Here is a 23771-nt window from a genome sequence, read left to right as displayed (position 1 = left end):
TCAGAATATGCGCGACGACCAGGGCCGAGACCGTGCCGTGGTGACGATCCGTGACCGCAACCCGTGACCGCAAACCCTGGGGGACTCGTGGAGATGGTGGACAGCCCGGCGATCCGCGGCGACGACCGCCTGCCGGACGCCGTGGCACACCTCAAGACCGTGGTCGAGCGGGCGCAGTTCCCCATCGAGCTGGGCTCCACCGCCGAGGCGCGCGCGGCCCGCACGAGCCTGGTGACGCAGCTCGACGACTACGTCCTCCCGCGGCTTGCGGCGCTGGACGCCCCGCTCCTGGTCGTCGTCGGTGGCTCGACCGGGTCGGGCAAGTCCACCCTCGTCAACTCCGTCGTGCGCGAGGCGGTCTCTCGCAGCGGGGTCCTGCGGCCCACGACCCGGGCTCCCGTCCTCGTGCACCACGAGGCGGACCGCGAGTGGTTCACCACCAAGGTCCTGCCCCGCTTCGGGCGGCTCACCGGCCGCAGCGACAGCCAGGGCACCCCGGACGACGACATGGGGTCGGTGCGCCTCGTGACCTCCGACTCCCTCCCGGCGGGCCTCGCGCTGCTCGACGCGCCCGACATCGACTCCGTGGTCGCGGCCAACCGCGAGCTGTCCCGGCAGCTGCTCAACGCCGCGGACCTGTGGCTCTTCGTCACCACCGCCGCGCGCTACGCCGACGCCGTGCCGTGGGACCTGCTCAGGGAGGCCGGGGACCGCGGGACCTCCGTCGCCATCGTGCTGGACCGGGTGCCCGACGACGCCGTGGTCGAGGTCCGCGAGGACCTGGCGCGCATGCTGGCCGAGCAGCAGCTCGACAGCGCCCCCATCTTCACGGTCCGCGAGACCGTCCTCGAGGACGGCGGACTGCTCCCCGAGCGCGAGGTGGGTCCGCTGCGTCGCTGGCTGACCACGTTGGCGGAGGACGCGGTGGCCCGTCAGGCCGTGGTCCGCCGCACCCTGTCGGGAGCCCTCGACTCGCTCTCGGGGCGGGTCTCGGGGCTCGTGGAGGCCAGCGACGACCAGCTGGAGGCCGCCGCGGGGCTGCGGCGAGCGGCCGACCGCGCCTACGACGACGCGCTCGAGGGCGTGGACCTGGGGGTGAGCGACGGCACCCTCCTGCGGGGCGAGGTGCTGGCCCGCTGGCAGGAGTTCGTCGGCACCGGCGAGTTCCTGCGCACCATCGAGTCCGGCATCGGCCGGATCCGCGACCGGATCACCGCCGCGGTCAAGGGCCAGCCCCAGCCCGCGGACCAGCTCGGGGAGGTGCTGCAGTCCGGCGTCGCCTCGCTCATCCAGGCGCAGGCCGACCGGGCCGCCTCCGACGTCCGCCGACAGTGGCGCAACACCCCCGGGGGCGAGGTCCTGCTGGCGCAGCGCACCGCGCTGGGGATGTCCTCCGTCGAGCTGCCCGACCGCGTCGACCGGCTGGTCCGCGACTGGCAGTCGGACCTGCTCGCCATGATCCGGGACGAGGGCCAGGACAAGCGCACCACGGCCCGCGTCCTCGCGTACGGCGTCAACGCCCTGTCCGTGGTGCTCATGCTCGTCGTCTTCACCCACACCAGCGGCCTCACCGGCGCCGAGGGCGGCATCGCCGCGGGGTCCGCGGTCCTCGCGCAGCGCATCCTGGAGGCGATCTTTGGCGACCAGGCCGTCCGGGACCTCGCCCGCAGGGCGCGTCGGGACCTCATGGAGCGGGTCCAGCGGTTGTATGCCGACGAGGAGCGCCGCTATCTCGAGGCCGTCGACGACGTCGCGGTGGACAGCAACCAGTCGAGCGACCTCGCGCAGGCCGCCGTGAGCATCAGGGCGGCCCGATGACCAGCATCCTCAGACGACGGACCACCGAGGAGACCACGCTGCCCGCCACCGAGCGGGCCCGGATCCTCGCCGAGGCGCTGCAGACGGGCGGGGCCGAGCTGAGCGAGCAGGCGGTGGCTCCGGCGCGCCGGATCGTCAACCAGACCCGGGAGCGCACGGCCCTCGTCGGCACGCACACCGTGGTGGCGCTCGCCGGCGCCACCGGGTCCGGCAAGTCCTCGACCTTCAACGCCCTCGTCGGCGAGGACGTCTCACGGGTCGGCGCTCGCCGTCCCACGACGTCCACGGCCAGCGCCGCGGTCTGGGGGGACGACCCCGCGACCCCGCTGCTCGACTGGCTGGGCGTGGGGGCCCGCCACCGCGTCGCGACGGACCCGGTCCACGGACGGGCCGCCGACCTTGACGGTCTCGTCCTGCTCGACCTGCCGGACTTCGACTCGCGCACCCAGTCCCACCGTGCGGAGGCGGACCGGGTCCTGCAGCTCGTGGACGTCTTCGTCTGGGTCACCGACCCCCAGAAGTATGCCGACGCCCGCCTGCACGACGACTACATCCAGGTGCTGTCCGAGCACGACGCGGTCACCGTGGTCGTCCTCAACCACGCCGACCGCCTGTCCGCCGAGGGCGTGCAGCAGTGCACCGCCGACCTGCGCCGGATCCTCGCGGACGACGGGATCCCGGCGGCGGAGGTGATCCCCACGTCGGCGCGCACCGGCCTGGGGCTGGACGTGCTGCAGCAGCGCCTCGCCGCGGCCGTGTCGTCGCGCACGGCGGCCGAGCGACGGCTCACCGGAGACCTGCGGGCCTCCGCGGAGGAGCTGCGCGCCGAGGTGGGGTCCAGCGACCCCCGGATCCCCGACGGACCGTCAGACGAGCTGGTCGCTGCCCTGGGCCGGGCGGCCGGCGTGCCCGTGGTCCTCGAGGCGGTCGAGCGGGACTACCGCCGGGAGGCCGCCCAGACGACGGGGTGGCCGTTCACCCGCTGGGGCCACGCGTTGCGGCCCGACCCGCTCAAGCGGCTGCGCCTCAAGGACAACGACCTGGGCATCCAGGCGACGGACGTCCGGCGGACGATCGGTCGGTCGTCGCTGCCCCCGCCCACGCCGGCCGCCCGCGCCTCCGTGGACCTCGCGACCCGTCACCTCGCCGACGTCGCCTCCCAGGGGCTGCCCACCCGGTGGGCCGATGCCGTTCACCGCGCGGCGGCCCCCGAGGACAACGACCTGGTGGACTCCTTGGACCAGACGGTCCTCGAGGTGCCGCTGCGCGCCCGGCGCCCCGTGTGGTGGAGCGTGCTCAACGGGCTCCAGTGGCTCCTCGCCCTGGTCGCGCTCGGCGGGCTCGCCTGGCTCCTGGTCCTCATGGGCCTCGGCTGGGCCCAGCTGCCGGTGCCCGAGCCACCGACGGTCGGGATCCTGCCCTACCCGTTGCTGATGCTCGTCGGGGGGATCCTGCTCGGGCTGCTGCTCGCCGCCCTCGGCCGGGCCGTCGCGCGGGCCGGCGCCCGACGCCGCCGTGACGGCATCGGGCGGCGTTTCGACGCGGCGATCCACGACGTCGCGCAGGAGCGACTGGTCAGCGAGGTGCAGGCGGTGCTCGCCCGGCACGCGCGCACCCGGGAGCTGCTCGACCAGGCGATCAAGGGCTAGCACGCCCGCTCTGTCTCGCCCCCCCCGACGCCGTCGTCCACAGGGGACGGCGGCGTCGCGTCATTCCGCGTCGTTGTCCACAGGCCGCGCCCAGGCCCTGGCCGCCGCGCCCCGCTCGTCCGAGCCTGGGGTCACGTCCTCACGACCAGGAGGACCCGACCAGGAGGACACCTGATGCACGAGACCATGATCACCGTCACCGGCAACCTGTGCGCCGACCCCGAGCTGCGGTTCACCCAGGGTGGCGACGTGTTCGCCGCCTTCCGGATCGCCTGCACGGAGCGCAAGCGCAACCGCGAGGGCGGTTGGGGCGACGGGCACACCAACTTCGTCCGGGTCACGGCCTTTCGCTCGCTCGGCCAGAACTGCGCGGCCTCGCTCAAGCAGGGCACGCGCGTCATCGTGCGGGGCCGCTTGCGCGTCACCGACTGGGAGCAGGGGGAGCGTCGCGGGACCAACGTCGAGATCGACGCCCACGCGGTGGGCCCCGACCTCACCTTCGCCTTCGCCGACGTGACCAAGGGCGTCCACAGCTCCACGTCCGACCGCATGGCCGATCCCGAGGTGGCGGCGGCGAACGACCGGGGCGCCCTCCCGGACGGTGTGGTGACCTACGGACTGCCCGAGACGGAGCCGGGAGCCGCTCCCCACGCCGACGGCATCCACGGTGACGTCGTCCACGGCGGCGACGGCATCCACGGTGACGTCGACGTCGACGTCGACGACGACTACGACGTGGATGCGGACGGTGTCGTCACCGAGCGCGAGCCCGCCTTCCTCTGACGGTGCCCGCGCCGCACCGGTCGCGCGGTGCCCGGTCCGACCGCGGCACCGCGCGACCGGCCTCGACGGATTCGTCGGCCCTGGTGGGCGACCGATAGCCTGAGCCTCATGGCGGAGTTCATCTACACCATGTCCAAGGCCCGCAAGGCGGTCGGTGACAAGGTCATCCTCGACGACGTGACGATGTCGTTCTTCCCCGGAGCCAAGATCGGGGTCGTCGGCCCCAACGGGGCCGGCAAGTCCACGATCCTCAAGATCATGGCGGGGCTGGACCAGCCCTCCAACGGCGAGGCCCGGCTCTCACCGGGATACAGCGTGGGGATCCTGCTGCAGGAGCCGCCGCTCAACGAGGACAAGACGGTCCTCGGCAACGTCGAGGAGGGCGTCGGCGAGATCAAGGCCAAGGTCGACCGCTTCAACGCGATCTCCGCCGAGATGGCCGAGGAGGGCGCGGACTTCGACGCGCTCATGGAGGAGATGGGCAAGCTCCAGGAGGACATCGACCACGCCGACGCGTGGGACCTCGACTCCCAGCTGGAGCAGGCCATGGACGCCCTGCGCTGCCCGCCCGGCGACGCCGACGTCACTGTCCTTTCCGGCGGTGAGCGCCGCCGCGTGGCCTTGTGCAAGCTGCTGCTGTCCAAGCCGGACCTGCTGCTGCTCGACGAGCCCACCAACCACCTCGACGCCGAGTCCGTCCTGTGGCTGGAGCAGCACCTCGCGTCGTACCCCGGCGCCGTGCTCGCCGTCACCCACGACCGCTACTTCCTGGACAACGTCGCCGAGTGGATCTGCGAGGTCGACCGCGGCCGCCTCTACCCCTACGAGGGCAACTACTCCACGTACCTGGAGAAGAAGGCGGAGCGACTCGAGGTCCAGGGCAAGAAGGACCAGAAGCTCCAGAAGCGCCTCAAGAGCGAGCTCGAGTGGGTCCGCTCCAACGCCAAGGGTCGCCAGGCCAAGTCCAAGGCCCGCCTGCAGCGCTACGAGGAGATGGCCGCCGAGGCCGACCGCACCCGCAAGCTGGACTTCGAGGAGATCACCATCCCGCCGGGCCCGCGCCTCGGCAGCACGGTGATCGAGGTCACGGACCTCAAGAAGGGGTTCGGCGACCGCGTCCTCATCGACGGCCTGTCGTTCTCCCTGCCCCGTAACGGCATCGTCGGCGTCATCGGCCCCAACGGCGTCGGCAAGACCACGCTGTTCAAGACCATCGTGGGCCTGGAGGAGCCGGACTCCGGCTCGGTCAAGGTCGGCGAGACCGTCGACATCTCCTACGTCGACCAGAGCCGCGCGGGCATCGACCCCGGCAAGAACCTCTGGGAGGTCGTGTCCGACGGGCTCGACCACATCCAGGTCGGCAAGGTCGAGATCCCCTCGCGCGCCTATGTCTCGCAGTTCGGCTTCAAGGGCCCGGACCAGCAGAAGAAGGCGGGCGTCCTGTCCGGCGGCGAGCGCAACCGCCTCAACCTCGCGCTGACCCTCAAGCAGGGCGGCAACCTCCTGCTGCTCGACGAGCCCACCAACGATCTCGACGTCGAGACCCTCGGTTCCCTCGAGAACGCCCTGCTCGAGTTCCCCGGCTGCGCCGTGGTCATCAGCCACGACCGGTGGTTCCTGGACCGGGTGGCGACCCACATCCTGGCCTACGAGGGCACGGAGGACGACCCCGCCTCGTGGTACTGGTTCGAGGGCAACTTCGAGGCCTACGAGAAGAACAAGATCGAGCGCCTCGGCGAGGATGCCGCCCGTCCGCACCGGGTGACCTACCGCAAGCTCACCCGCGACTGACCACCGCCGTAGCCCGAGAGCCGCATCCCGCCCCGGATCCCCGGGTCGGGGTGCGGCTCTCGGCATACGAGATGGTGGTCGTCACCGGCGATGAAGCCGGGCGCGGTGGGTAGGGGTAGGGGCGACGCCGCACGTCCGCGACGCCGTCCGCCCTACGCAGGAGGTTCGTGCATGGCCAAGCCCACCGTCGCCGACCAGCTGATCGCCCACCTGAAGTCCCTCGGGGTGCAACGCGTCTACGGGCTCGTGGGGGACAGCCTCAACCCCGTCACCGACGCGATCCGTCGCGACGGTGACATCTCCTTCTTCGCCGTCCACAACGAGGAGGCCGCCGCCTTCGCCGCGGCCGCCGAGTCACGGCTCACCGGACGGCTCGCCGTGTGTGCGGCCTCCTGCGGCCCCGGCAACACCCACCTCGTCCAGGGCCTCTACGACGCCAACCGCGGTGGCGCCAAGGTCCTGGCCATCGCGAGCCACATCCCCTCGCCGCAGATCGGCACCTACTTCTTCCAGGCCACGCACCCCGAGCAGCTGTTCGCCGAGTGCAGCCACTACGCCGAGGTCGCCAACAGCCCGCGCCAGGCCGCCCGGATCCTGCACATCGCGACCCAGACCGCCATCGCCCGCAGCGGGGTCTGCGTCCTGGTCCTGCCCGGCGACGTCGCCGAGGAGCCCGCGGTCGACGCGCCCGCCCTCGGCCACACCTCGGAGCGGCCACCGCGCCACGTCCCGGACCCCGAGGTGGTGACCGAGCTCGCGCGCCTGCTCGACCGGGCCAAGAAGCCCATGCTCTTCGTCGGAGCGGGGGTGCGAGGCGCCCACGACCAGGTGATGGCGCTGGCCGAGGCTCTGCAGGCGCCGGTGGGGCATGCCCTCGGCGGCAAGGAGTGGATCCAGTTCGACAATCCCTACGACGTCGGGATGAGCGGGCTGCTCGGCTACGGCGCGTGCGCCGAGGCGATGGACCAGGCCGACCTCGTCCTGCTCCTCGGCACCGACTTCCCCTACGACCAGTTCCTGCCCAAGGACACGGTGATCGTTCAGGTCGACCGGTATGGCGAACGCCTGGGGCGTCGCGCCAAGCTGTCCCTGGCGGTGGAGGGTGACGTCGACGCGACCATCGACGCGCTGCTGCCGATGCTGGGGCGTGAGCGGGACGGGCGATACCTGCACAGGATGCTGAAGGAGCACGCCTCGACCCTCGACAAGGTCGTCAAGGCCTACACCCATGACGTCGACACGATGGTGCCGATCCATCCCGAGTACCTCGCCTCGATCCTGGACGACCTCGCCTCCGACGACGCCGTCTTCACCGTCGACACGGGCATGTGCAACGTGTGGGCCGCGCGCTACCTCACGCCCAACGGCCGGCGCCGCGTCCTCGGCTCCTGGCACCACGGCACCATGGCCAACGCCCTGCCGCACGCGATCGGCGCCGCGGCGAGCCAGCCCGGGCGCCAGGTGATCTCGATGTCGGGTGACGGGGGGCTGTCGATGCTGATGGGCGAGCTGGTGACCGTCGCCGAGCACCGGCTCGACGTCAAGATCGTGGTGTTCAACAACTCGACGCTCGGCATGGTCAAGCTCGAGATGCTCGTGGACGGCCTGCCGGACTACGGCACCGACCGCGCGCACGTGGACTACGCCGCCATCGCCCAGGGCTGCGGCATCCCGAGCCTGCGGATCACGGACCCCAAGGCCATCCGCGAGGGCCTCGGCCGGGCGCTCGCCACGCCGGGTCCGGTGCTCGTCGACGTCGTGACCGACCCCAACGCCCTGTCGATCCCGCCGGAGATCACCCTCGAGCAGGTCACGGGCTTCGCGTCCGCCGCCACCAAGACCGTGCTCGACGGGGGCGTCGGCAAGATGGTCGAGATGGCGAGGGCCAACCTGCGCAACATCCCCCGCTGACCGCCGGTGAGGTGGTCGGGACGGCCGGGCCGGCGCCCGGCGCCGGTCGGGCCCCGGCTCGGCCGGCTCAGCCCTTGAGCCGCAGCATGCCCTCCTGGGCGACGGTGGCGGCCAGCGAGCCGTCGGGCGTGAACATCCGTCCCATCCCGAGGCCGCGCCCGCCCTGGGCGCTGGGGGAGTACTGCGTGTAGAGCATCCACTCGTCCGCGCGGGCCGGTCGGTGGAACCACATCGCGTGGTCGAGACTGGCGGCCCGCAGCCGCCGGTCGATCCACGCGATCCCGTGCCGGCGGATCACCGGCTCGAGCAGGGCGTAGTCGCTGGCGTAGGCCATGACGGCGGCGTGCACCAGCGGGTCGTCGGGCAGGGTGCCCACTGCGCGCAGCCACAGCTCCTGGTGGGCCACCTGCTCGGAGGCCGGCTGCGACCAGAGGTCCTCCCGCACGTGGCGCAGGTCGATCGGTCGGCCATAGGCGAGGTGCTTGGCGGCCGGGTGGTCGACGTGGCCGTACTTGTCGGCGACGCTCGGCAGCGTCTCGGGCCCGGGGGCCTGCGGCATCGTGTCCTGGTGGTTGAGCCCGCCGGCGGGCTCCTGGAAGGACGCGGTCATCGACAGGATGACCTGGCCCTCCTGCATGGCGTGGACCCGGCGGGTGGAGAAGGACCGACCGTCGCGCATGCGCTCCACGGAGAACCTGATCGGCCTGGCCACGTCACCGGGCCGCACGAAGTAGCCGTGCAGGGAGTGGATCGGCCGTGCGGGCTCGCCGGCTCCCACCTCGACGGTGCGGCCCGCCGCGATGATCGTCTGCGCCAGCACCTGACCGCCGAAGACGCGTCCGTGCGGCTGCCACTGGCTCTGGCCCTCGAAGATCTCGCGGTCGGGGTCACCGAGGATCTGCTCCGTGAGGAAGGACTCGGGGCCGGCGTCGGTGCGGGCGCTGACCGTCATGCGCGCTGTCCCGAGGTGGTCCAGGTCGAGGATGTCGAGCAGCTCGGCAAAGGGGTCCTGGGGTGTCTGGGTCACGCCTCGAAGACTAGTCCCTCTGGGCCGACCGGATGACTTGCGGGACTATGCGGCGCCGCGGCCGCAGACGTCCTCGTCACCCCGGGGCCACCGTGACCGCATCGGCTGCTCGCCCACTTCGACATCGTTGTCACACAAGGGGATTCCATGCCTGCTCTCGCCCGCCGCCTCACTGCTGCCGCCGCTGCCGCGGTCGCCGTCGCGGGCTACGTCGGCAGGGCAAAGGGCTCGCAGGTCATCGCCGTCGGATCGCGCACCCAGCTGGTGCCCGTCGGGGTCAAGCCCGGCGAGGCGCTCCCGACCAGCTTCACGACCGTCCGCGGCGTGGTCTATGCCGGCAAGGTCGACGGCCCGGACGCCGTGGGCATCGTGACCCGGGCGCGGCTGCCCTACCGGATCTTTGTCGTCACGGGCCCGGGCAGCCACAACCGGATCGTGGTGGACGTCGCCCACCGCTGGTGACCTGATCTGGCTCGCCTCGGCGGCCGCCTCCCGGGGACCTCACCCGGGCGGCGGCCGCGGCCCGTATGCCGTCCCCCTGCCGGTCAGCCGGCCACGGCGAGGGCGAAGGGCAGCACGTGGGTCGCCCCCGCAGCACGCAGGGCCCGGCCGGCGACGGTCATGGTCCAGCGGGAGTCGACCAGGTCGTCGACGAGCAGGACCGCACCGGGCGACAGCTCGAGGTTGTCGCGGACCAGCGGCCCGGCGGCCACGCGGTCCCACACACCGGCGAGACGATAGGCGCTGTTGCCGCCCCGGTCACCCGTCGGCCCCCCGTCGACGAGGTCCATCGGACCGAGGTCGACCATGCGGCCCATCGCCGCGAGTCCCCGGGCGAGCGACTCCACCAGCTGGGGGCGGGAGCGGGAGGGCACCCAGGTCACGGCGACCGGTCGCTCGGCCCAGTCCCAGTCGCGCAGCACCGGCACGCACCCCCGCAGGAGCGCCTCGTCCGCCGGACCGTCCGGGCCGGCCAGCAGGGTCCGCACCCGCTGCCCCCACCCGAGGTCGGTCAGCCGGGCCAGCGCACGACCCGGCTCCACCTGCTCCTGCGGCCCGATGCGTCCCTTGACGTCGACGCCGAGGCGGGGCATCCCGCTCGGCCACTGCGCCCGCGGCTCCACGAGCACCCCGGGGCGGTCGAGCCGGGTGCGGGCCTCGACGACGGCCCCCTCGGGGACGCCCTCGGGGTACCACGCGCCCGCGCACACGTCGCACCGCCCGCACGGCGCGGCCGAGGGGTCGTCGAGCACCCGCTGCAGGAAGGCCATGCGGCACTCCTCGCCGCGCTGGTAGGCGAGCATGAGGTCCTGCTCGCGCTCGCGCGCCTCGGCCACCCGCGCGTAGCGCTCGGCGTCGTAGGTCCACGACGCGCCCGTGGCCGTCCAGCCCCCCTGGACCCGGTGCACCGCCCCGTCGACGTCGAGGACCTTGAGCAGCAGCTCGAGCCGGGTGCGGCGCACGTCGACCACCGTCTCGAGGGCGGCCGTGGACAGGGGGCGGGCTGAGGCGGACAGCGCGGCGATGACGGCGTCGGCCTGCTCGGGCCGGGGCATCGAGGCGCTTGCGAAGTAGGACCAGATGTCGCGGTCGGACGCCGACGGCAGCAGCAGCACGTCGGCCCGCGCGACCCCGCGGCCGGCACGCCCGACCTGCTGGTAGTAGGCGACCGGCGAGCTGGGGGAGCCGAGGTGCACCACGAAGCCGAGGTCGGGCTTGTCGAAGCCCATCCCGAGCGCGCTCGTGGCGATCAGTGCCTTGACCTGGTTGGCGCGCAGCAGGCCCTCGAGCTGCTCGCGGTCGGCGGGGTCGGTGCGCCCGGTGTAGGCCCGCACCTCGTGACCGGCCTGACGCAGCGCCTCGGCGACGTCCTCGGCCGCCGACACGGTCATGGCATAGACGATCCCGCTGCCCGGCAGGTCGCCGAGGTGCGCGGTGAGCCACCCGAGCTGCTGCTCCGCCGAGCCCAGCCGGAGCACACCGAGCCGCAGCGAGTCGCGGGCCAGCGAGCCGCGCACGGTCAGGACCTCGTGGCCACCGACCTCCAGCTGCTCGGCCACGTCCGACACCACCCGGGCATTGGCGGTCGCCGTGGTCGCCAGCACCGGGACGTCCCTCGCCAGCTCGGCCAGCAGGTCCTTGATCCGTCGGTAGTCCGGTCGGAAGTCGTGGCCCCAGTCGCTGACGCAGTGCGCCTCGTCGACGACCAGGAGCCCGCAGCGGGCGGCGAGGCCCGGCAGCTGCTCGTCGCGGAAGCGCGGGTTGTTGAGCCGCTCCGGGCTCACCAGCAGCACGTCCACCTCGTCGGCGGCCAGCGCGGCCGCGACCTCCCCCCAGGCGTCGGCATTGGCGGAGTTCATCGTCACCGCCCGCACCCCGGCGCGCTCGGCGGCGGCGACCTGGTCGCGCATGAGCGCCAGCAGCGGCGACACGATGATCGTGGGGCCCGCCCCGGCTGCGCGCCGCAGCGCGGTCGCCACGAAGTAGACCGCCGACTTGCCCCACCCCGTGCGTTGCACCACGAGCACCCGCTGCCGTGCGGACACCAGCGCCGCCACCGCCTCGAGCTGGCCGTCGCGGAAGTCGACGTCCTCGCGCCCCACGAGGCGCCGCAGCGCCGTCGTGGCGTCCTCGCGCACCGACTCGGTGTCCACGTCGACGGCGGGCGCGCTCGGCATACGGGCCTGGTTGCTGGTCATGCCCACACGCTAGACGCCGGGCCCGACAGACCCCCCGGCTGCGCCATGATGGGGCCATGGCCGACGCACCCAGCGACCTCCGCCCGACGAGCGTCTACCGGGTGGACGTCCCCCTCCGGTGGAGCGACATGGACGCCTACGGGCACGTCAACAACGTCGAGTACCTCCGCCTCCTGGAGGAGGCGCGCGTCGAGGCCTTCCGCGCGTGGTTCGGTGAGCACGACCCCGTGCTCGGCCGCGCAGTACTGGTGGCGCGCAGCGAGATCGACTACCTGCGGCCGCTGGAGTTCCGGCACGCCCCGGTCGCCGTCGACATGTGGGTGTCCAGGCTGGCCGGCGCGTCCTACGACCTGGGCTACGTCGTGCGCGACCCCGAGGGCGTGGGCGACCAGGTCTATGCGCGGGCCGAGTCGACGATGGTGATGTACGACTTCGCCGACGCCCGCCCACGGCGGATGACCCCCGAGCAGCGCGAGACCCTCGGACGCTACCTCGGGGACCCGGTCGGGCTGAGGCGGCGCCGGTGACCGGGGCGCTCGTCCTGGCCGAGGCCGGCACCGCCTCCGACCTACGGACCTACGTCGCGCGGGCGGCCGCCGCCGACCGCGAGGGTGCGATGCGCCTGCAGGTGCAGGGGACCGTGCTGGCCGCGTATGCCGCGGTCCTGCCCGGTTCCGGCCTGACCGCAGAGGGACTGGTGCTGGGGCTGCGCACCATGCGTCTGGCCGAGCCCGCCGACCTCGACGTCACCGTGCCGCTGGGCGCGCTGCTCGACCGGTTCGCGCACGACCAGGGCACCGGGGTCCCCGTGCCGCCCACCGAGGTGCGGGTGCCCTGGGCAGGGCAGAGCCCGCCGCGTGCCGGCTGGGTGCCGATCGGGCGCGTGACCGGCGCCGAGCTCCACGAGGCGGCGCAGTCGGGGATCGCCGACGTCGCGCGCGGCGCGGGCACGGGCTCCGGGGGGCTCGCGGTCGCGGGGCTGAGGCACGCCGTGTGGGCGCGGCCCGTGGTGGCCGCCGAGGTCGAGGGACTGCCGTCGGGGATGGCCTTCGCCGCGCAGGTCCTCGGCTTCGTCGGCGAGCAGCCGGCCACGGTCCATCGCTGCGGGCGCTGGCTGCGGCTGTCGACGCCGTCCGGTCACGTCCTCGCGCGCTGACGGCCCAGCGGCCGGGCCCGGGACCCGGCGAGGACGACGAGGCCGGCCGATGCCGCGCACAGCGCCCAGATCAGCGTGTAGGCCCCGGCGTCAGCGCCGGCTGACCGGTGCATCCCGGCAAAGACCGAGCCCGTGAGCGCGACGCCGAGCGCGGAGCCGAGGGTGTCGGCGAGCTGGAGCGAGGACGACACCTCGCCGTGCCGCTCGACCGGCGTGAGGTCGAGCCCCAGCACGGAGATGGTGGACATGGCCAGGCCCATGCCGATGCCCATCGCGGTGGCGGCGACGGGGACGAGCCAGGCGGACAGCCCGAGCCCGGTGATCGCGGCGAGCCCCAGCAAGCCGACGGCGAGCGAGGCGCCACCGGCCCCGAGCAGGCGGAACCGGTCGCGCACGAAGGCGTCACGCCCCTGCAGCGCCGCACCCACGGACCAGCCGAGAGACCCGAGGGTGAGCATGACCCCCGCCACGGTGCCGCTCGTCCCGCGCTCGTTGACGAGCATCAGGGGGATGAAGGTGATCGCCCCGTTGAAGGCCGCGGTGAGCAGGAACCGGGACATGGTCACCGACGGGAGGCCGCGCGCCAGGCGGAGGGTCCCGGGCGGGACGAGGCGCGGGGCGACGACGACGACCAGGACCAGACCGACGCCCGCGACGGCCACTGGGGCGGCTTCGAACGGCTCCACGTGCTGCGAGCCCCACTGCAGGACACCGGCGCCCACGGCGACCAGCGCCCCCGCCAGGGCGGCTCGCCGGTGGCTGCGGCGCTCGCGCCCGGACCCGGTGCGACCCGGCGGGGCGACGAGCGACCGGCGTGCCCAGGTGAGGACGGTGGTGACCAGGATCGGTGGCACGACCACGAGAAAGACCCACCGCCAGGACAGCGCCTCGGTGAGCCAGGCCGCGAGCAGCGGCCCGACGATGGCGGGCAGCACCCACGCGGCAGACACCCAGCCAAAGACCCTGGGACGCAAGGACTCTGGGTACGCGCGACCGATCATGACGTAGAGCGCGACGACGAGCAGGCCGCCGCCGAGGCCGGCGATCATCCGCCCCGCCAGCAGCACGGGGAAACTGTCGGCCAGCCCCGCGACGAGCGAGCCGAGCGCGAGACCGGCCTGGCCCACGAGGGTGGCGGGCAGCGGGCCGCGCAGGTCGGTCCAGGTGCCCGACAGGACGGTGCCGAGCAGCTGTGCGGAGAGGAACAGCGAGAACGCCAGGCCGTACGCCCGGACCGCGTCGAGCTCGTCGGCGACGGCCGGCATGGCGGTCGTGACCGCCATGGACTCGAAGGCGACGAGGGTCACCTGGGCGATCATGACGATTGTGACGAGCCGGTATGCCGGACCCATGGGCCCTTGCGGGGTGGAGGTCACGGCGGGGATCACGCCCCCACGGTAACCGGGGTGGCCGGGGGCGGCGGCGGCTCGTGCCACTGACCGCGCTCGATCAGGACGGTGCGCAGGGTGTCGATGGCGTCGCTCACCAGGCCGTCCACCCCGAGGTCCAGCAGCTCGTGCATCTCCTGCGCGTCGTCGATGGTCCAGACGTGGATGTGCTTGCCGCGCCGGTGAGTCGCCTCGACCAGGGCCGGCGTCACCAGCTCGACGGACCGGCCGGCGAGGGTGTAGGTGCGGGGGATCTGCAGCACCGGCGCCGGAGTGCTGAGCCACTGCGTGACGAGCCGCGGCAGGAACCGCAGGCTGGCCACCCCGGCGCCGCCCGCGGCCGTCGCGAGGCGTGGCCCGAGCAGCTCGCGCACGTGACGCAGGCGTCGCTGGGAGAACGAGCCGACGCACACGCGGTGCAGCGCGCCGGCCTGCAGGAGGGCCTGGGCCGTCGGGACGACCGCGCCGGGGGCCTTGATGTCGATGTTGAACCTCGCGTCGGGCAGCGCCTCGAGCAGCTCGGTGAGCAGCGGGATCGGCTCGCCCGCGATGCGCGCCTGCCGGACGTACTCCCACGGCAGGTCGGCGATCGAGCCGCGACGGTCGGTCACCCGGTCCAGCCGCGCGTCGTGGAAGGCGACGACCTGGCCGTCGAGGGTGGCGTGGACGTCGGTCTCGAGGTAGCGGTAGCCCAGGTCGTAGGCGCTGCGGAAGGCCGCCAGGGTGTTCTCCCGCCCGTGGTTCGGTGCGTAGGCGGCGCCCCCGCGGTGGGCGAGGGCCAGGGGCCGGGGAGCGTCGAAGTAGGGGAACTGCGCAGCCTTCACGTCCCCAACCTACGGCCCGGGGCGCGCCGGCCGGCGCAGGTCGCGGATCTCCGGGTGGGACCCGACGACCTGGGACGTGGCCGAGCTCAGCGGGTGCGCGCCCAGACGGTGGTGTCGGTCGGGACGAGCCCCTCGGGCGTCAGCGGGCCGCTGGCCACGACGACCTCGGACCCGTCGGGCAGCGGGACCGCCTCGTCGCCGAGGTTGGCGAGGACCAGCAGCCGGTCCGTGCCGCGCTCGTTGACGACGGCGACCACGTCCTCGCCATACCCCTGCTGCCAGTCCAGCGCCCCCACGCCGAGGTCCAGCTCGCGGCGGGTGGCGAGCAGGGTGCGGTAGAGCTCGAGCGTCGAGCCCGGCTGCCCCGCCTGGAGGTTCGCCGCGAGGTCGGCATAGGCGTCGGGCTGGGGGAGCCAGGTGCGCTCCGAGGGGCCGAACCCGTTGCCGGGCGCGCCCCCGACCCAGGGGAGCGGGATGCGGCAGCCGTCGCGGCCAATCTCGGCCTCGGGGGTGCCCTTGGTGCGGTGGTAGGCCGGGTCCTCGCGCAGCTCGTCCGGCAGGGTCGTGTGGTCGGGCAGCCCGAGCTCCTCGCCCTGATAGAGGTATGCCGAGCCGGGCAGCGCCAGCATCAGGGCCGTGGCAGCCCGGGCCCGCCGCAGGCCGAGGGCAGCGTCCGGTTGGGGGCAGGTCGCGTCGATGCCGTTCATGCGCGGCGACCCCACGGGGTAGCCGAGCCGGGTCGCGTGCCGCACCACGTCGTGGTTGGACAGGACCCAGGTCGTGGGGGCGCCGACGCTCTGCGCGGCCTCGAGGGAGCGCGTGATGCGCTCGACGAGGTCGGCTGCGCGCCAGGGGGAGTCGAGGAAGTCGAAGTTGAACGCCTGGTGCATCTCGTCGGGCCGGGTGTAGGCCACGAGCCGCTCGATCGGCGTCACCCAGGCCTCCGCGCACAGGATCCGGTCGCGCTCCGGGTCGCCCTCGGGGTTGTGGGCGTCGAGCACCTGGCGCCAGCCGCGGTAGATCTCGTGGACGCCGTCCTGGTCCCAGTAGGGGCTCGCGCTGGTGGGGTGGGCCTCGCCATCGCCGGAGATCATCTCGGTGTGGGCGTCCCAGTCGCGAAAGCTCTGGTCCTTGGCGAGGCCGTGGGCCACGTCCACCCGGAAGCCGTCCACGCCCCGGTCGAGCCAGAAGCGCAGGATGTCGTGGAACTCCTCGCGCACCTCGGGGTGCTCCCAGTCCAGGTCGGGCTGCTTGGAGTCGAAGAGGTTGAGGTACCACTGGCCGGGCCGGCCGTCGGCCTCGGTGACGCGCGTCCACGCGGAGCCGCCGAAGACGGACCGCCAGTTGGTGGGCGGCAACTCGCCGTGCTCGCCGCGACCGTCCTTGAAGATGTAGCGGGCTCGCTCGGGGGATCCGGGCCCGGCGGCGAGGGCCGCCTGGAACCAGGCGTGCTCGTCGCTGGTGTGGTTGGGCACGAGGTCCACCACGACCCGGATCCCGAGCTCGTGGGCCTCGGCGATCAGCTGCTCGGCGTCCGCCAGCGAGCCGAAGAGGGGGTCCACGTCGCGGTAGTCGCTCACGTCGTAGCCCGCATCGGCCTGGGGCGAGGTGTAGAAGGGGGAGAGCCAGACCGCGTCGACGCCGAGGTCGCGCAGGTAGGGCAGCTTGGCGGTGACGCCGGCGAGGTCGCCCATGCCGTCGCCGTCCCCGTCCGCGAAGGAGCGGGGGTAGACCTGGTAGATGACGGCGTGGCGCCACCAGGCGTGGGGCTCGGTCGAGGGTGCGGTGGCCGGGGGGACGGCGGTGTCGGGGGTCACGTCTCCATGTTGCGCCATGGCGTCGGTCCCTGTGAAATCGACTGCAATTCGTGCAAGATCTTGCAGGAACTGGGACGCCGGGACGCGCGACCGGCTCAGTCCAGTCGGTTGACGAGCGAGTGTGCCGCCCGCACGAGGTAGTCACGCAGCAGCAGGTCGTGCGTCTCGTCGAGGTCCAGCGTGTCGACGGCGGCGAGCATGTGGTGCAGCCAGCGGTCACGCATGGCGGGCGTGACGGCGAACGGCACGTGCCGCATCCGCAGGCGCGGGTGACCACGCTGCTCGGAATAGGTCGTGGGGCCACCCCAGTACTGCTCGAGGAACATCCGCAGCCGGACCTCCGCGGGACCCAGGTCGTCCTCGGGATAGAGCGCGCGCAGCTCCGGGTCCCCGGCCACGCCGCGGTAGAACTCGCGCACCAGCCGCTCGAAGGTCGGCGCCCCGCCGACCTCGTCGTAGAACGTCACGTCGTCTCCCGGTCCCGTTGGTGGACGTCCAGGGTATGCCGCGCCCCCGCCGCGTCTGGTCGCCCCCGCCGCGTCCGCGGCGGCTACTTGGCGGTCCCGGCCCCGCCATACGGCAGGACCCCCGGCCCGAAGCCCGGCATGACCGGCAGCGAGACCCCCTGGTCCGCAAGGGCGGCCATCACCCGGGAGCGCACCTCTCGCCCGACGGGGACATTCTCGTTGGGCGCGCACTTGACGATGATGCGGACCGTCGCGACGCCGCCGACGATGGACTCGACGCCGCCGACCTGGGGCTGCTCGATGACCTTGCCGAACCACTCCTCCTCCTTGTCCAGGCCGCGGATCGCGCGGGAGATGATCGGCATGACCTTCTCCATGGACTCGGTGACGGGGACGGGGATGTCGACCAACGCCGTGGACCAGCCCTGGGAGCGGTTGGCGATGCGGAGGATCTCGCCGTTGCGGATGTACCAGATCACCCCGTTGAAGTCGCGGATCGTGGTGAGCCGCAACGAGATGTCCTCGACGGTGCCGATCACCTCGCCGGTGTCGACGACGTCGCCGACGCCGTACTGGTCCTCGATGATCATGAACATCCCGGACAGGTAGTCCTTGACGAGGCTCTGCGCGCCGAAGCCGAGCGCGACGCCGCCGACGGACGCCGAGGCGAGCAGCGGCGCCATGTTGAAGCCCAGCTCGTCGCCGACCATCAGCGCCGCGACGAAGGCCACCGTCACCGTCGTCACGGAGCGCAGCACGGCGCCGAGCGTGCGGACCCGCTGCTCCTGACGGGCGCTGCTGACGATGCTGGGGTCGCTGAAGATCTTGGCCGCCTTGCGCGCCTGCCGGCGGATGACGGGCAGCTCGGCCGTGTCGACGCGGGTGACGTTGACCGCGGCGGCCTCGGCGCGCTCCGAGCGCAGCAGCAGGCCGTTGACGAATCCGTTGATGGCACGGTGGATCAGCCAGCGGGTGGCGACGGCCCCGAGGACGATGGCCACGATCGTGAGGGGTGCCCCCTGGGCCCATGCCCACGCCGACTCCCAGGTCACGGCGAGCGCTTGGAGGACGGACGAGGAGGTGCTGGCAGTCATGCCCTCATCATGGCGGGTCGACCTTGGCGGACGCTGTCACCGCCGTGCCACACTTCACCCGTGACTGACGCACCCTCCACCGACCTCATCGAGCTCGCGCGCGCCCACGGGGTGGCCACGGAGTACTGGGACTGGCAGGGGGACCACGTGACCGTGCCCGCCACCACCATCGTGGCCGTGCTCGCCGCCCTGGGCCAGCCGGCCGCGACCGATGACGAGGTGCGCGCCTCGCTCGCGCAGATCCGCGACCGCGAGTGGCGCCAGGCGCTCCCGCCGGTGCTGGTCGTGACCGAGTCCGAGAGCACGACGATCCCGGTGCACCTGCCCCACGGCGAGTCCGTCACGGTGTCCGTGCGGCTCGAGGACGGGTCGCACCGTCCCCTGGACCAGGTCGACAGGTGGGTCGACCCTCGCGTCGTGGACGGTCGTCAGGTGGGGGAGGCGACCTTCGCGGTCCCGGCCGGCCTGCCGCTCGGCTGGCACGAGATCAGTGCCTCGTATGCCGGGGCCACGGCCACCTGCACCCTGGTCGTCACGCCAGACCGCCTCGAGGTGCCCGCGTCGCTGCGCGACCACCCCGCCTCGGGCGTCATGACGCAGCTCTACGCCATGCGCTCCAGCCGGTCCTGGGGGATGGGGGACGCCGCTGACCTCGCCGAGCTCGCCGCGTGGGCCGGCGAGGAGCTGGGCTCGGACTTCGTCCTCGTCAACCCCCTGCATGCCGCCGAGCCCGTCCCGCCGGTCGAGCCCTCGCCCTACCTGCCCACCACCCGTCGGTTCATCAGCCCGCTCTACATCCGCGTCGAGGACATCCCCGAGATGGGCTACCTCACCGCCGCGGACCGCGCGCTGCTGCAGTGGCACGCCGACGACGCGGTGCGGCTCAACGACGTCGACCTCATCGACCGCGACGCGTCCTGGCGTCTCAAGGACGCCGCCCTGCGGCTCGTCCACAAGCAGCCCCGATCGCCTCGGCGTGAGCGGGACTACCGGGCCTTCTGCGGGCGGGAGGGGCAGGGCCTGGTGGACTTCGCGACGTGGTGCGCGTTCACCGCGGCCTACGGCGAGGACGAGGCCGAGTGGCCGCAGGAGCTGCAGGACGCGACCAGCCCGGCCGTCGCCGCCCGCCGCGAGGAGCTGGCCACCGACGTCGACTACTACTGCTGGCTGCAGTGGGTCGTCGAGGGCCAGCTGGAGCAGGCCCAGCGGGTCGCCCACGAGTCGGGCATGCGCCTCGGCCTGATCCACGACCTGGCCGTCGGGGTGCACCCGAGCGGCGCCGACGCCTGGGGGCTGCGCGACGCGCTGGCGCGCGGCGTCACGGTGGGGGCGCCGGCCGACCAGTACAACCAGCTCGGCCAGGACTGGAGCCAGCCGCCGTGGCGCCCCGACCAGCTCGCCGAGCTGGGCTACGCGCCCTACCGCGACATGCTCCGGACCGTCCTGCGCTCGGCGGGCGGCCTGCGGGTCGACCACATCATCGGGCTGTTCCGGCTCTGGTGGATCCCGCAGGGCTGCAAGCCCTTCGAGGGCACCTACGTCCGCTACGACCACAAGGCGCTCATCGGGATCCTCGCCCTGGAGGCGCACCGCGCCGGCGCCGTCGTCATCGGCGAGGACCTCGGCACGGTCGAGTCCTGGGTGCGCGACTACCTCGCGGACCGCGGGATCATGGGCACGTCCATCCTGTGGTTCGAGCGCGACTACGAGCACGGCGGCGAGCCGATCCAGCCCGAGCAGTACCGCCGCCTGTGCCTGGCCACCGTCACCACCCACGACCTGCCCCCGACCGCGGGCTACCTGCAGCAGGTGCACATCGACCTGCGCCACGAGCTGGGCCTGCTGACCCGCTCGATCGAGGAGGAGCGCGCGAGCGAGGTCAAGGAGCAGGCCGGCATCACGGCGCTGCTGCGCTCGCGCGGGCTGCTGCGCGAGGACGCGAGCGACGAGGACACGATCGAGGCGCTGCACAAGCTGCTGTCGTGGACGCCGGCGCTGCTGCGCGGCATCTCGGTGTCGGACCTCGCGCAGGACCGGCGGATCATCAACCAGCCGGGCACCGATGAGGAGTACCCCAACTGGCGCATGCCGCTGGCCGGCGCCGACGGTCGGCCCGTGCTGCTCGAGGACCTCATGCGCTCGCGCTGGGCACGCCGCCTCGCCCGCACCCTCTGACCTACCGGGGGTAAGGGCATCGGCCGGGCTTCGTTCGCCAGGCTGATGATCCGGCCGGGGGTAGGGGCATCAGCCGGGCTTCGTTCGCCAGGCTGATGATCCGGCCGGGGTAGGGGCATCGGCCGGCCTTCGTTCGACAGGCTGATGATCCGGCCGGGGGTAGGGGCATCGGCCGGCCTTCGTTCGCCCGTCTGATGATCCGGCCCCCGGTAGGGGCATCAGCCGGGGTTAGTTCGCCAGGCTGATGATCCTGCCCCCGGTAGGTGGACGCGCCCCCGCCGGGCGTCCGAGACGTGGACGCTCGGATTACCAAATGTTTGCCTATGCATAAGGTGACCTTCGGTCAGCCCATCGGTGGGCAGGCCATCCCACCTACGCCGGCGCCGACCGCGCCCCGCCCCGGAGGACACCCATGTCTCGCACGCCCTGGACCACCCGTCGCACCGCCCTCGCCGCCGCCGGCGCGGCGATGATGCTGACGCTGACGGCGTGCGGCTCCGGCTCCGGCTCGGACCAGGCGGCGGACAACCCGCTCGGCCTGCAGCGCCCTGGCGTCCTGCACGTGGGCACGCTCACCGACGCCCCGCCCAACGTCTACCTCAAGGACGGCCAGTTCACCGGCTTCGACAACGACCTGCTCAAGGCCGTCGCCGCCAAGCAGGGCCTCAAGGTCGAGTTCGCGGGCACGGACTTCTCGGGCCTGCTCTCGCAGGTCAAGTCGGGCAAGTATGACGTCGGCTCGTCCTCGATCACCATCACCGAGAAGCGCAAGCAGACCGTCGCCTTCACCAACGGCTACGACTTCGGGTACCTCGGGCTCAACGTCCCCGCCGGGTCGTCCCTCACGAGCTTCGACCAGCTCGCGGGCAAGCGCGTCGTGGTGGTGCAGGGCACGGTCCAGGACGACTACGCCACCAGCAAGAAGCTCGATCCCGTGCGCGTCCCCGACTACAACGGCGCGATGAACCAGCTCAAGGCCGGCACCGTCGACGCGTGGATCAGCCCCGCCGAGATCGGCGAGAAGCTCGCGGGCGAGTCCGGGGGCAAGGTGCGCCTTGCCGCCAAGGAGCTCAGCCCGACGCCAATGGCCTACGCCGTCGCCCAGGACAAGACCAAGCTCAAGGACGCGCTCGACAAGGGCCTGGACGAGGTCATCAAGGACGGCACCTGGCAGAAGCTGGTCAACCAGTACTACCCGGGCCGCAAGACTCCGGCGGACTTCACGCCGGGCAGCGGCGCGGTCACGATCACGCGGTGACGCGCGGTGGATGTCCTCGACACCCTCAGGGAGACCTTCTTCGACCTCGACGCGATGCGGGAGGCGCTGCCTGACCTGATCACGGTCGGGCTGCCCAACACCCTGCTGCTCGCGGTCGTGTCCGCCGTCATCGGGACGATCCTCGGTATGGCGCTCGCGGTCGCCGGCCTGTCGCGGCACCGCTGGCTGCGGTGGCCTGCACGCGTCTGGACCGACATCTTCCGCGGGTTGCCGGCCGCCGTCACCATCTTGCTCATCGGTGTCGGTCTCGCGCCCGTGGGGCTGCAGATCTGGGGCAACAACCCCTACCCGCTCGGCATCCTCGCGCTGTCGCTGATCGCGTCGGCCTACATCGGCGAGATCTTTCGCTCCGGCATCCAGAGCGTCGAGGCCGGGCAGATGGAGGCCTCACGGGCCCTGGGGTTCAGCCACAACGCCGCGATGCGGCTGGTCGTCATACCCCTCGGTGTCCGCCGCGTGCTCCCGGCCCTGGTCAACCAGTTCATCTCGCTGATCAAGGAGTCCTCGCTGGTCTACTTCCTGGGGCTGCTGGCCAGCCAGCGCGAGCTGTTCCGGATCGGGCAGGACTACGCCGCCAACACCGGCAACCAGTCCGCGCTGCTGCTGGCCGGGCTGTTCTACCTCGTCATCACGGTGCCGTTGACCCACGTGGTCAACGCCATCGACCACCGGCTGCGCCACGGGCGCCGGTCGGACGGCGAGGAGCCCGGCGCGCGCGGCTCCGACGCGCCGGACTCTCCGGACGCGGACGCCCTCGCCCTCACCCAGGAGGCCCACTGATGACCCGCGAACCGTCGTCCGCCGACCAGCTGCGCATCGACCGGCCGGCCGCCGACCAGCGCTCCGTCGACCCGCTCTCCGTGGAGCTGCGCGACGTGCACCTGGCCTTCGGGCGCAACCGGGTCTTGCGCGGGGTCGACCTCGAGGTCCCGGCCGGCAGCACGACCTGCGTCATCGGGCCCTCCGGGTCCGGCAAGTCGACGCTGCTGCGCGTCGTCAACCGGCTGCTCGAGCCGGATCGCGGCGACGTGCTCCTCGGCGGGCGCAGCGTCCTGCGCGACGACCCCGACGAGCTGCGCCGGCACGTCGGCATGGTCTTCCAGCACTTCAACCTGTTTCCGCACAAGACCGTCGCCGACAACGTCGCGCTCGGGCCGCGCACACTGCTGGGTCTGTCCCGTGACGAGGCGCGGTCGCGGGCCCTGACGCACCTGGAGTCGGTGGGGCTCGCGCACAAGGCGGACGTGCGGCCGTCGTCGTTGTCCGGCGGTCAGCAGCAGCGCGTCGCGATCGCGCGGGCGCTGGCGATGGACCCGCGGATCATGTTGTTCGACGAAGCGACGTCCGCGCTCGACCCCGAGCTCGTCAAGGGCGTGCTCGCCATCATGCGCGACCTCGGCGCGTCGGGCCTGACGATGCTCGTGGTGACGCACGAGATGGGCTTCGCGCGCGAGGCGGCCGACCAGGTGGCCTTCATGGACCAGGGGGTCGTGGCCGAGCATGCGGCACCGGACGTGCTGTTCGAGCGACCGGCGAGCGAGCGGCTGCGGCGCTTCCTCTCCCGCGTCCTGTGACGATCTCAGGTCGTGTCCGTCTGGTCTGCCACCCCGGGCGGACCTGACCGAGGGCAGCTGGGGACTCGGGCCGTATGCCGGACCGGCCGCCGTCTCGCCGAGCGACTGCATCCGGCGCCACCCGCCCATCTCGCCGCGCCTCCGCCCACCCCACCGCGGCAGCGGGGTGGGGGGGCAGTTGTGCACCCCGGAGCCCCCAACCCGGCGCACGCCGGAACCCCGCCCCGGCGCACGACTGCACCCGCCGGGGGTAGGAACATCAGCCTGGCGAACGAAGGCCGGTCGATGCCCCTGCCCCCGGTGGGTCGGTACTACCCCC

Annotated in this window: 19 protein-coding genes; 12 read left to right on the top strand and 7 right to left on the bottom strand. The window is 72.8% G+C overall.

Translation table 11 applies throughout. From position 1 onward, the window contains the following. The first annotated feature begins 63 nt into the window (after positions 1–63). From GGG17_RS04665 to GGG17_RS04645, 5 genes are all read left to right on the top strand, one after another. Positions 64–1818, top strand: a complete 1755-nt coding sequence (locus tag GGG17_RS04665; protein WP_311966419.1) for a dynamin family protein — start codon at positions 64–66, stop codon at positions 1816–1818. Then, positions 1815–3467 (top strand): GTPase, encoded by a 1653-nt coding sequence (locus tag GGG17_RS04660; protein WP_154592611.1) that lies wholly within the window; start codon positions 1815–1817, stop codon positions 3465–3467. Before GGG17_RS04665 ends, GGG17_RS04660 begins: the two co-directional genes overlap by 4 nt. 174 nt (positions 3468–3641) lie before the next feature. Further along, complete coding sequence (ssb, locus tag GGG17_RS04655) at positions 3642–4250, top strand: single-stranded DNA-binding protein (protein WP_154592610.1); 609 nt, start codon at positions 3642–3644, stop codon at positions 4248–4250. A gap of 108 nt (positions 4251–4358) precedes the next feature. Beyond that, on the top strand, positions 4359–6041 hold the full coding sequence (ettA, locus tag GGG17_RS04650) for an energy-dependent translational throttle protein EttA (RefSeq protein WP_154592609.1): 1683 nt from the start codon (positions 4359–4361) through the stop codon (positions 6039–6041). A gap of 171 nt (positions 6042–6212) precedes the next feature. Beyond that, on the top strand, positions 6213–7952 hold the full coding sequence (locus GGG17_RS04645) for a pyruvate dehydrogenase (RefSeq protein ID WP_154592608.1): 1740 nt from the start codon (positions 6213–6215) through the stop codon (positions 7950–7952). A gap of 67 nt (positions 7953–8019) precedes the next feature. On the opposite strand, the gene GGG17_RS04640 is transcribed toward GGG17_RS04645, so the two are convergent. After that, positions 8020–8979 carry an acyl-CoA thioesterase gene (locus tag GGG17_RS04640; RefSeq protein WP_288799387.1) on the bottom strand — a complete coding sequence of 320 codons (960 nt, stop codon included), beginning with the start codon at positions 8977–8979 and terminating at the stop codon, positions 8020–8022. A gap of 147 nt (positions 8980–9126) precedes the next feature. Here GGG17_RS04640 and GGG17_RS04635 point away from each other — a divergent pair, with 147 nt between their 5' ends. Then, positions 9127–9441, top strand: coding sequence for an AMIN-like domain-containing (lipo)protein (locus GGG17_RS04635; RefSeq protein WP_154592607.1), 315 nt, complete (start codon positions 9127–9129; stop codon positions 9439–9441). 83 nt (positions 9442–9524) lie between these two features. On the opposite strand, the gene GGG17_RS04630 is transcribed toward GGG17_RS04635, so the two are convergent. After that, on the bottom strand, positions 9525–11678 hold the full coding sequence (locus GGG17_RS04630; protein ID WP_375804501.1) for a RecQ family ATP-dependent DNA helicase: 2154 nt from the start codon (positions 11676–11678) through the stop codon (positions 9525–9527). 56 nt (positions 11679–11734) lie between these two features. Here GGG17_RS04630 and GGG17_RS04625 point away from each other — a divergent pair, with 56 nt between their 5' ends. Beyond that, positions 11735–12205 (top strand): acyl-CoA thioesterase, encoded by a 471-nt coding sequence (locus GGG17_RS04625; protein ID WP_154592606.1) that lies wholly within the window; start codon positions 11735–11737, stop codon positions 12203–12205. Next, entirely contained in the window at positions 12202–12834 is a 633-nt protein-coding gene (locus GGG17_RS04620; protein ID WP_289032337.1) for a DUF8185 domain-containing protein, read from the top strand. The genes GGG17_RS04625 and GGG17_RS04620 overlap by 4 nt, the downstream gene beginning before the upstream one ends. Here GGG17_RS04620 and GGG17_RS04615 read toward each other — a convergent pair. The 5 genes from GGG17_RS04615 to GGG17_RS04595 all read right to left on the bottom strand — a co-directional run bounded on the left by GGG17_RS04615 (position 12816) and on the right by GGG17_RS04595 (position 18424). Then, entirely contained in the window at positions 12816–14222 is a 1407-nt protein-coding gene (locus GGG17_RS04615; protein WP_154592605.1) for an MFS transporter, read from the bottom strand. The genes GGG17_RS04620 and GGG17_RS04615 overlap by 19 nt on opposite strands. Continuing rightward, the gene (locus GGG17_RS04610; RefSeq protein WP_311966418.1) at positions 14219–15046 is read right to left on the bottom strand and encodes a glycerophosphodiester phosphodiesterase family protein; all 828 of its coding nucleotides are present in this window, start codon (positions 15044–15046) and stop codon (positions 14219–14221) included. Before GGG17_RS04610 ends, GGG17_RS04615 begins: the two co-directional genes overlap by 4 nt. Before the next feature lie 86 nt (positions 15047–15132). Next, positions 15133–16881 carry a glycoside hydrolase family 13 protein gene (locus GGG17_RS04605; protein WP_154592604.1) on the bottom strand — a complete coding sequence of 583 codons (1749 nt, stop codon included), beginning with the start codon at positions 16879–16881 and terminating at the stop codon, positions 15133–15135. Between the two features lie 77 nt (positions 16882–16958). Next, positions 16959–17330 (bottom strand): globin, encoded by a 372-nt coding sequence (locus tag GGG17_RS04600; RefSeq protein WP_311966416.1) that lies wholly within the window; start codon positions 17328–17330, stop codon positions 16959–16961. Between the two features lie 83 nt (positions 17331–17413). Beyond that, positions 17414–18424 carry a mechanosensitive ion channel family protein gene (locus GGG17_RS04595; RefSeq protein WP_154592603.1) on the bottom strand — a complete coding sequence of 337 codons (1011 nt, stop codon included), beginning with the start codon at positions 18422–18424 and terminating at the stop codon, positions 17414–17416. A gap of 60 nt (positions 18425–18484) precedes the next feature. Here GGG17_RS04595 and malQ point away from each other — a divergent pair, with 60 nt between their 5' ends. From malQ to GGG17_RS04580, 4 genes are all read left to right on the top strand, one after another. Continuing rightward, on the top strand, positions 18485–20599 hold the full coding sequence (malQ, locus tag GGG17_RS04590) for a 4-alpha-glucanotransferase (RefSeq protein ID WP_311966415.1): 2115 nt from the start codon (positions 18485–18487) through the stop codon (positions 20597–20599). Between the two features lie 412 nt (positions 20600–21011). Next, positions 21012–21857 carry an ABC transporter substrate-binding protein gene (locus tag GGG17_RS16275; protein WP_230082677.1) on the top strand — a complete coding sequence of 282 codons (846 nt, stop codon included), beginning with the start codon at positions 21012–21014 and terminating at the stop codon, positions 21855–21857. A gap of 6 nt (positions 21858–21863) precedes the next feature. Then, positions 21864–22658 (top strand): amino acid ABC transporter permease, encoded by a 795-nt coding sequence (locus tag GGG17_RS16270; protein ID WP_288799138.1) that lies wholly within the window; start codon positions 21864–21866, stop codon positions 22656–22658. Beyond that, entirely contained in the window at positions 22658–23452 is a 795-nt protein-coding gene (locus GGG17_RS04580) for an amino acid ABC transporter ATP-binding protein (protein WP_154592601.1), read from the top strand. Before GGG17_RS16270 ends, GGG17_RS04580 begins: the two co-directional genes overlap by 1 nt. Positions 23453–23771: the final 319 nt, after the last annotated feature.

This window comes from Arsenicicoccus cauae, from assembly GCF_009707125.1.
In the GTDB taxonomy this organism is placed as follows: domain Bacteria; phylum Actinomycetota; class Actinomycetes; order Actinomycetales; family Dermatophilaceae; genus Arsenicicoccus; species Arsenicicoccus cauae.
Note: the sequence above shows the minus strand (reverse complement) of the source record. Positions and strands in the feature narration are given on the sequence as shown.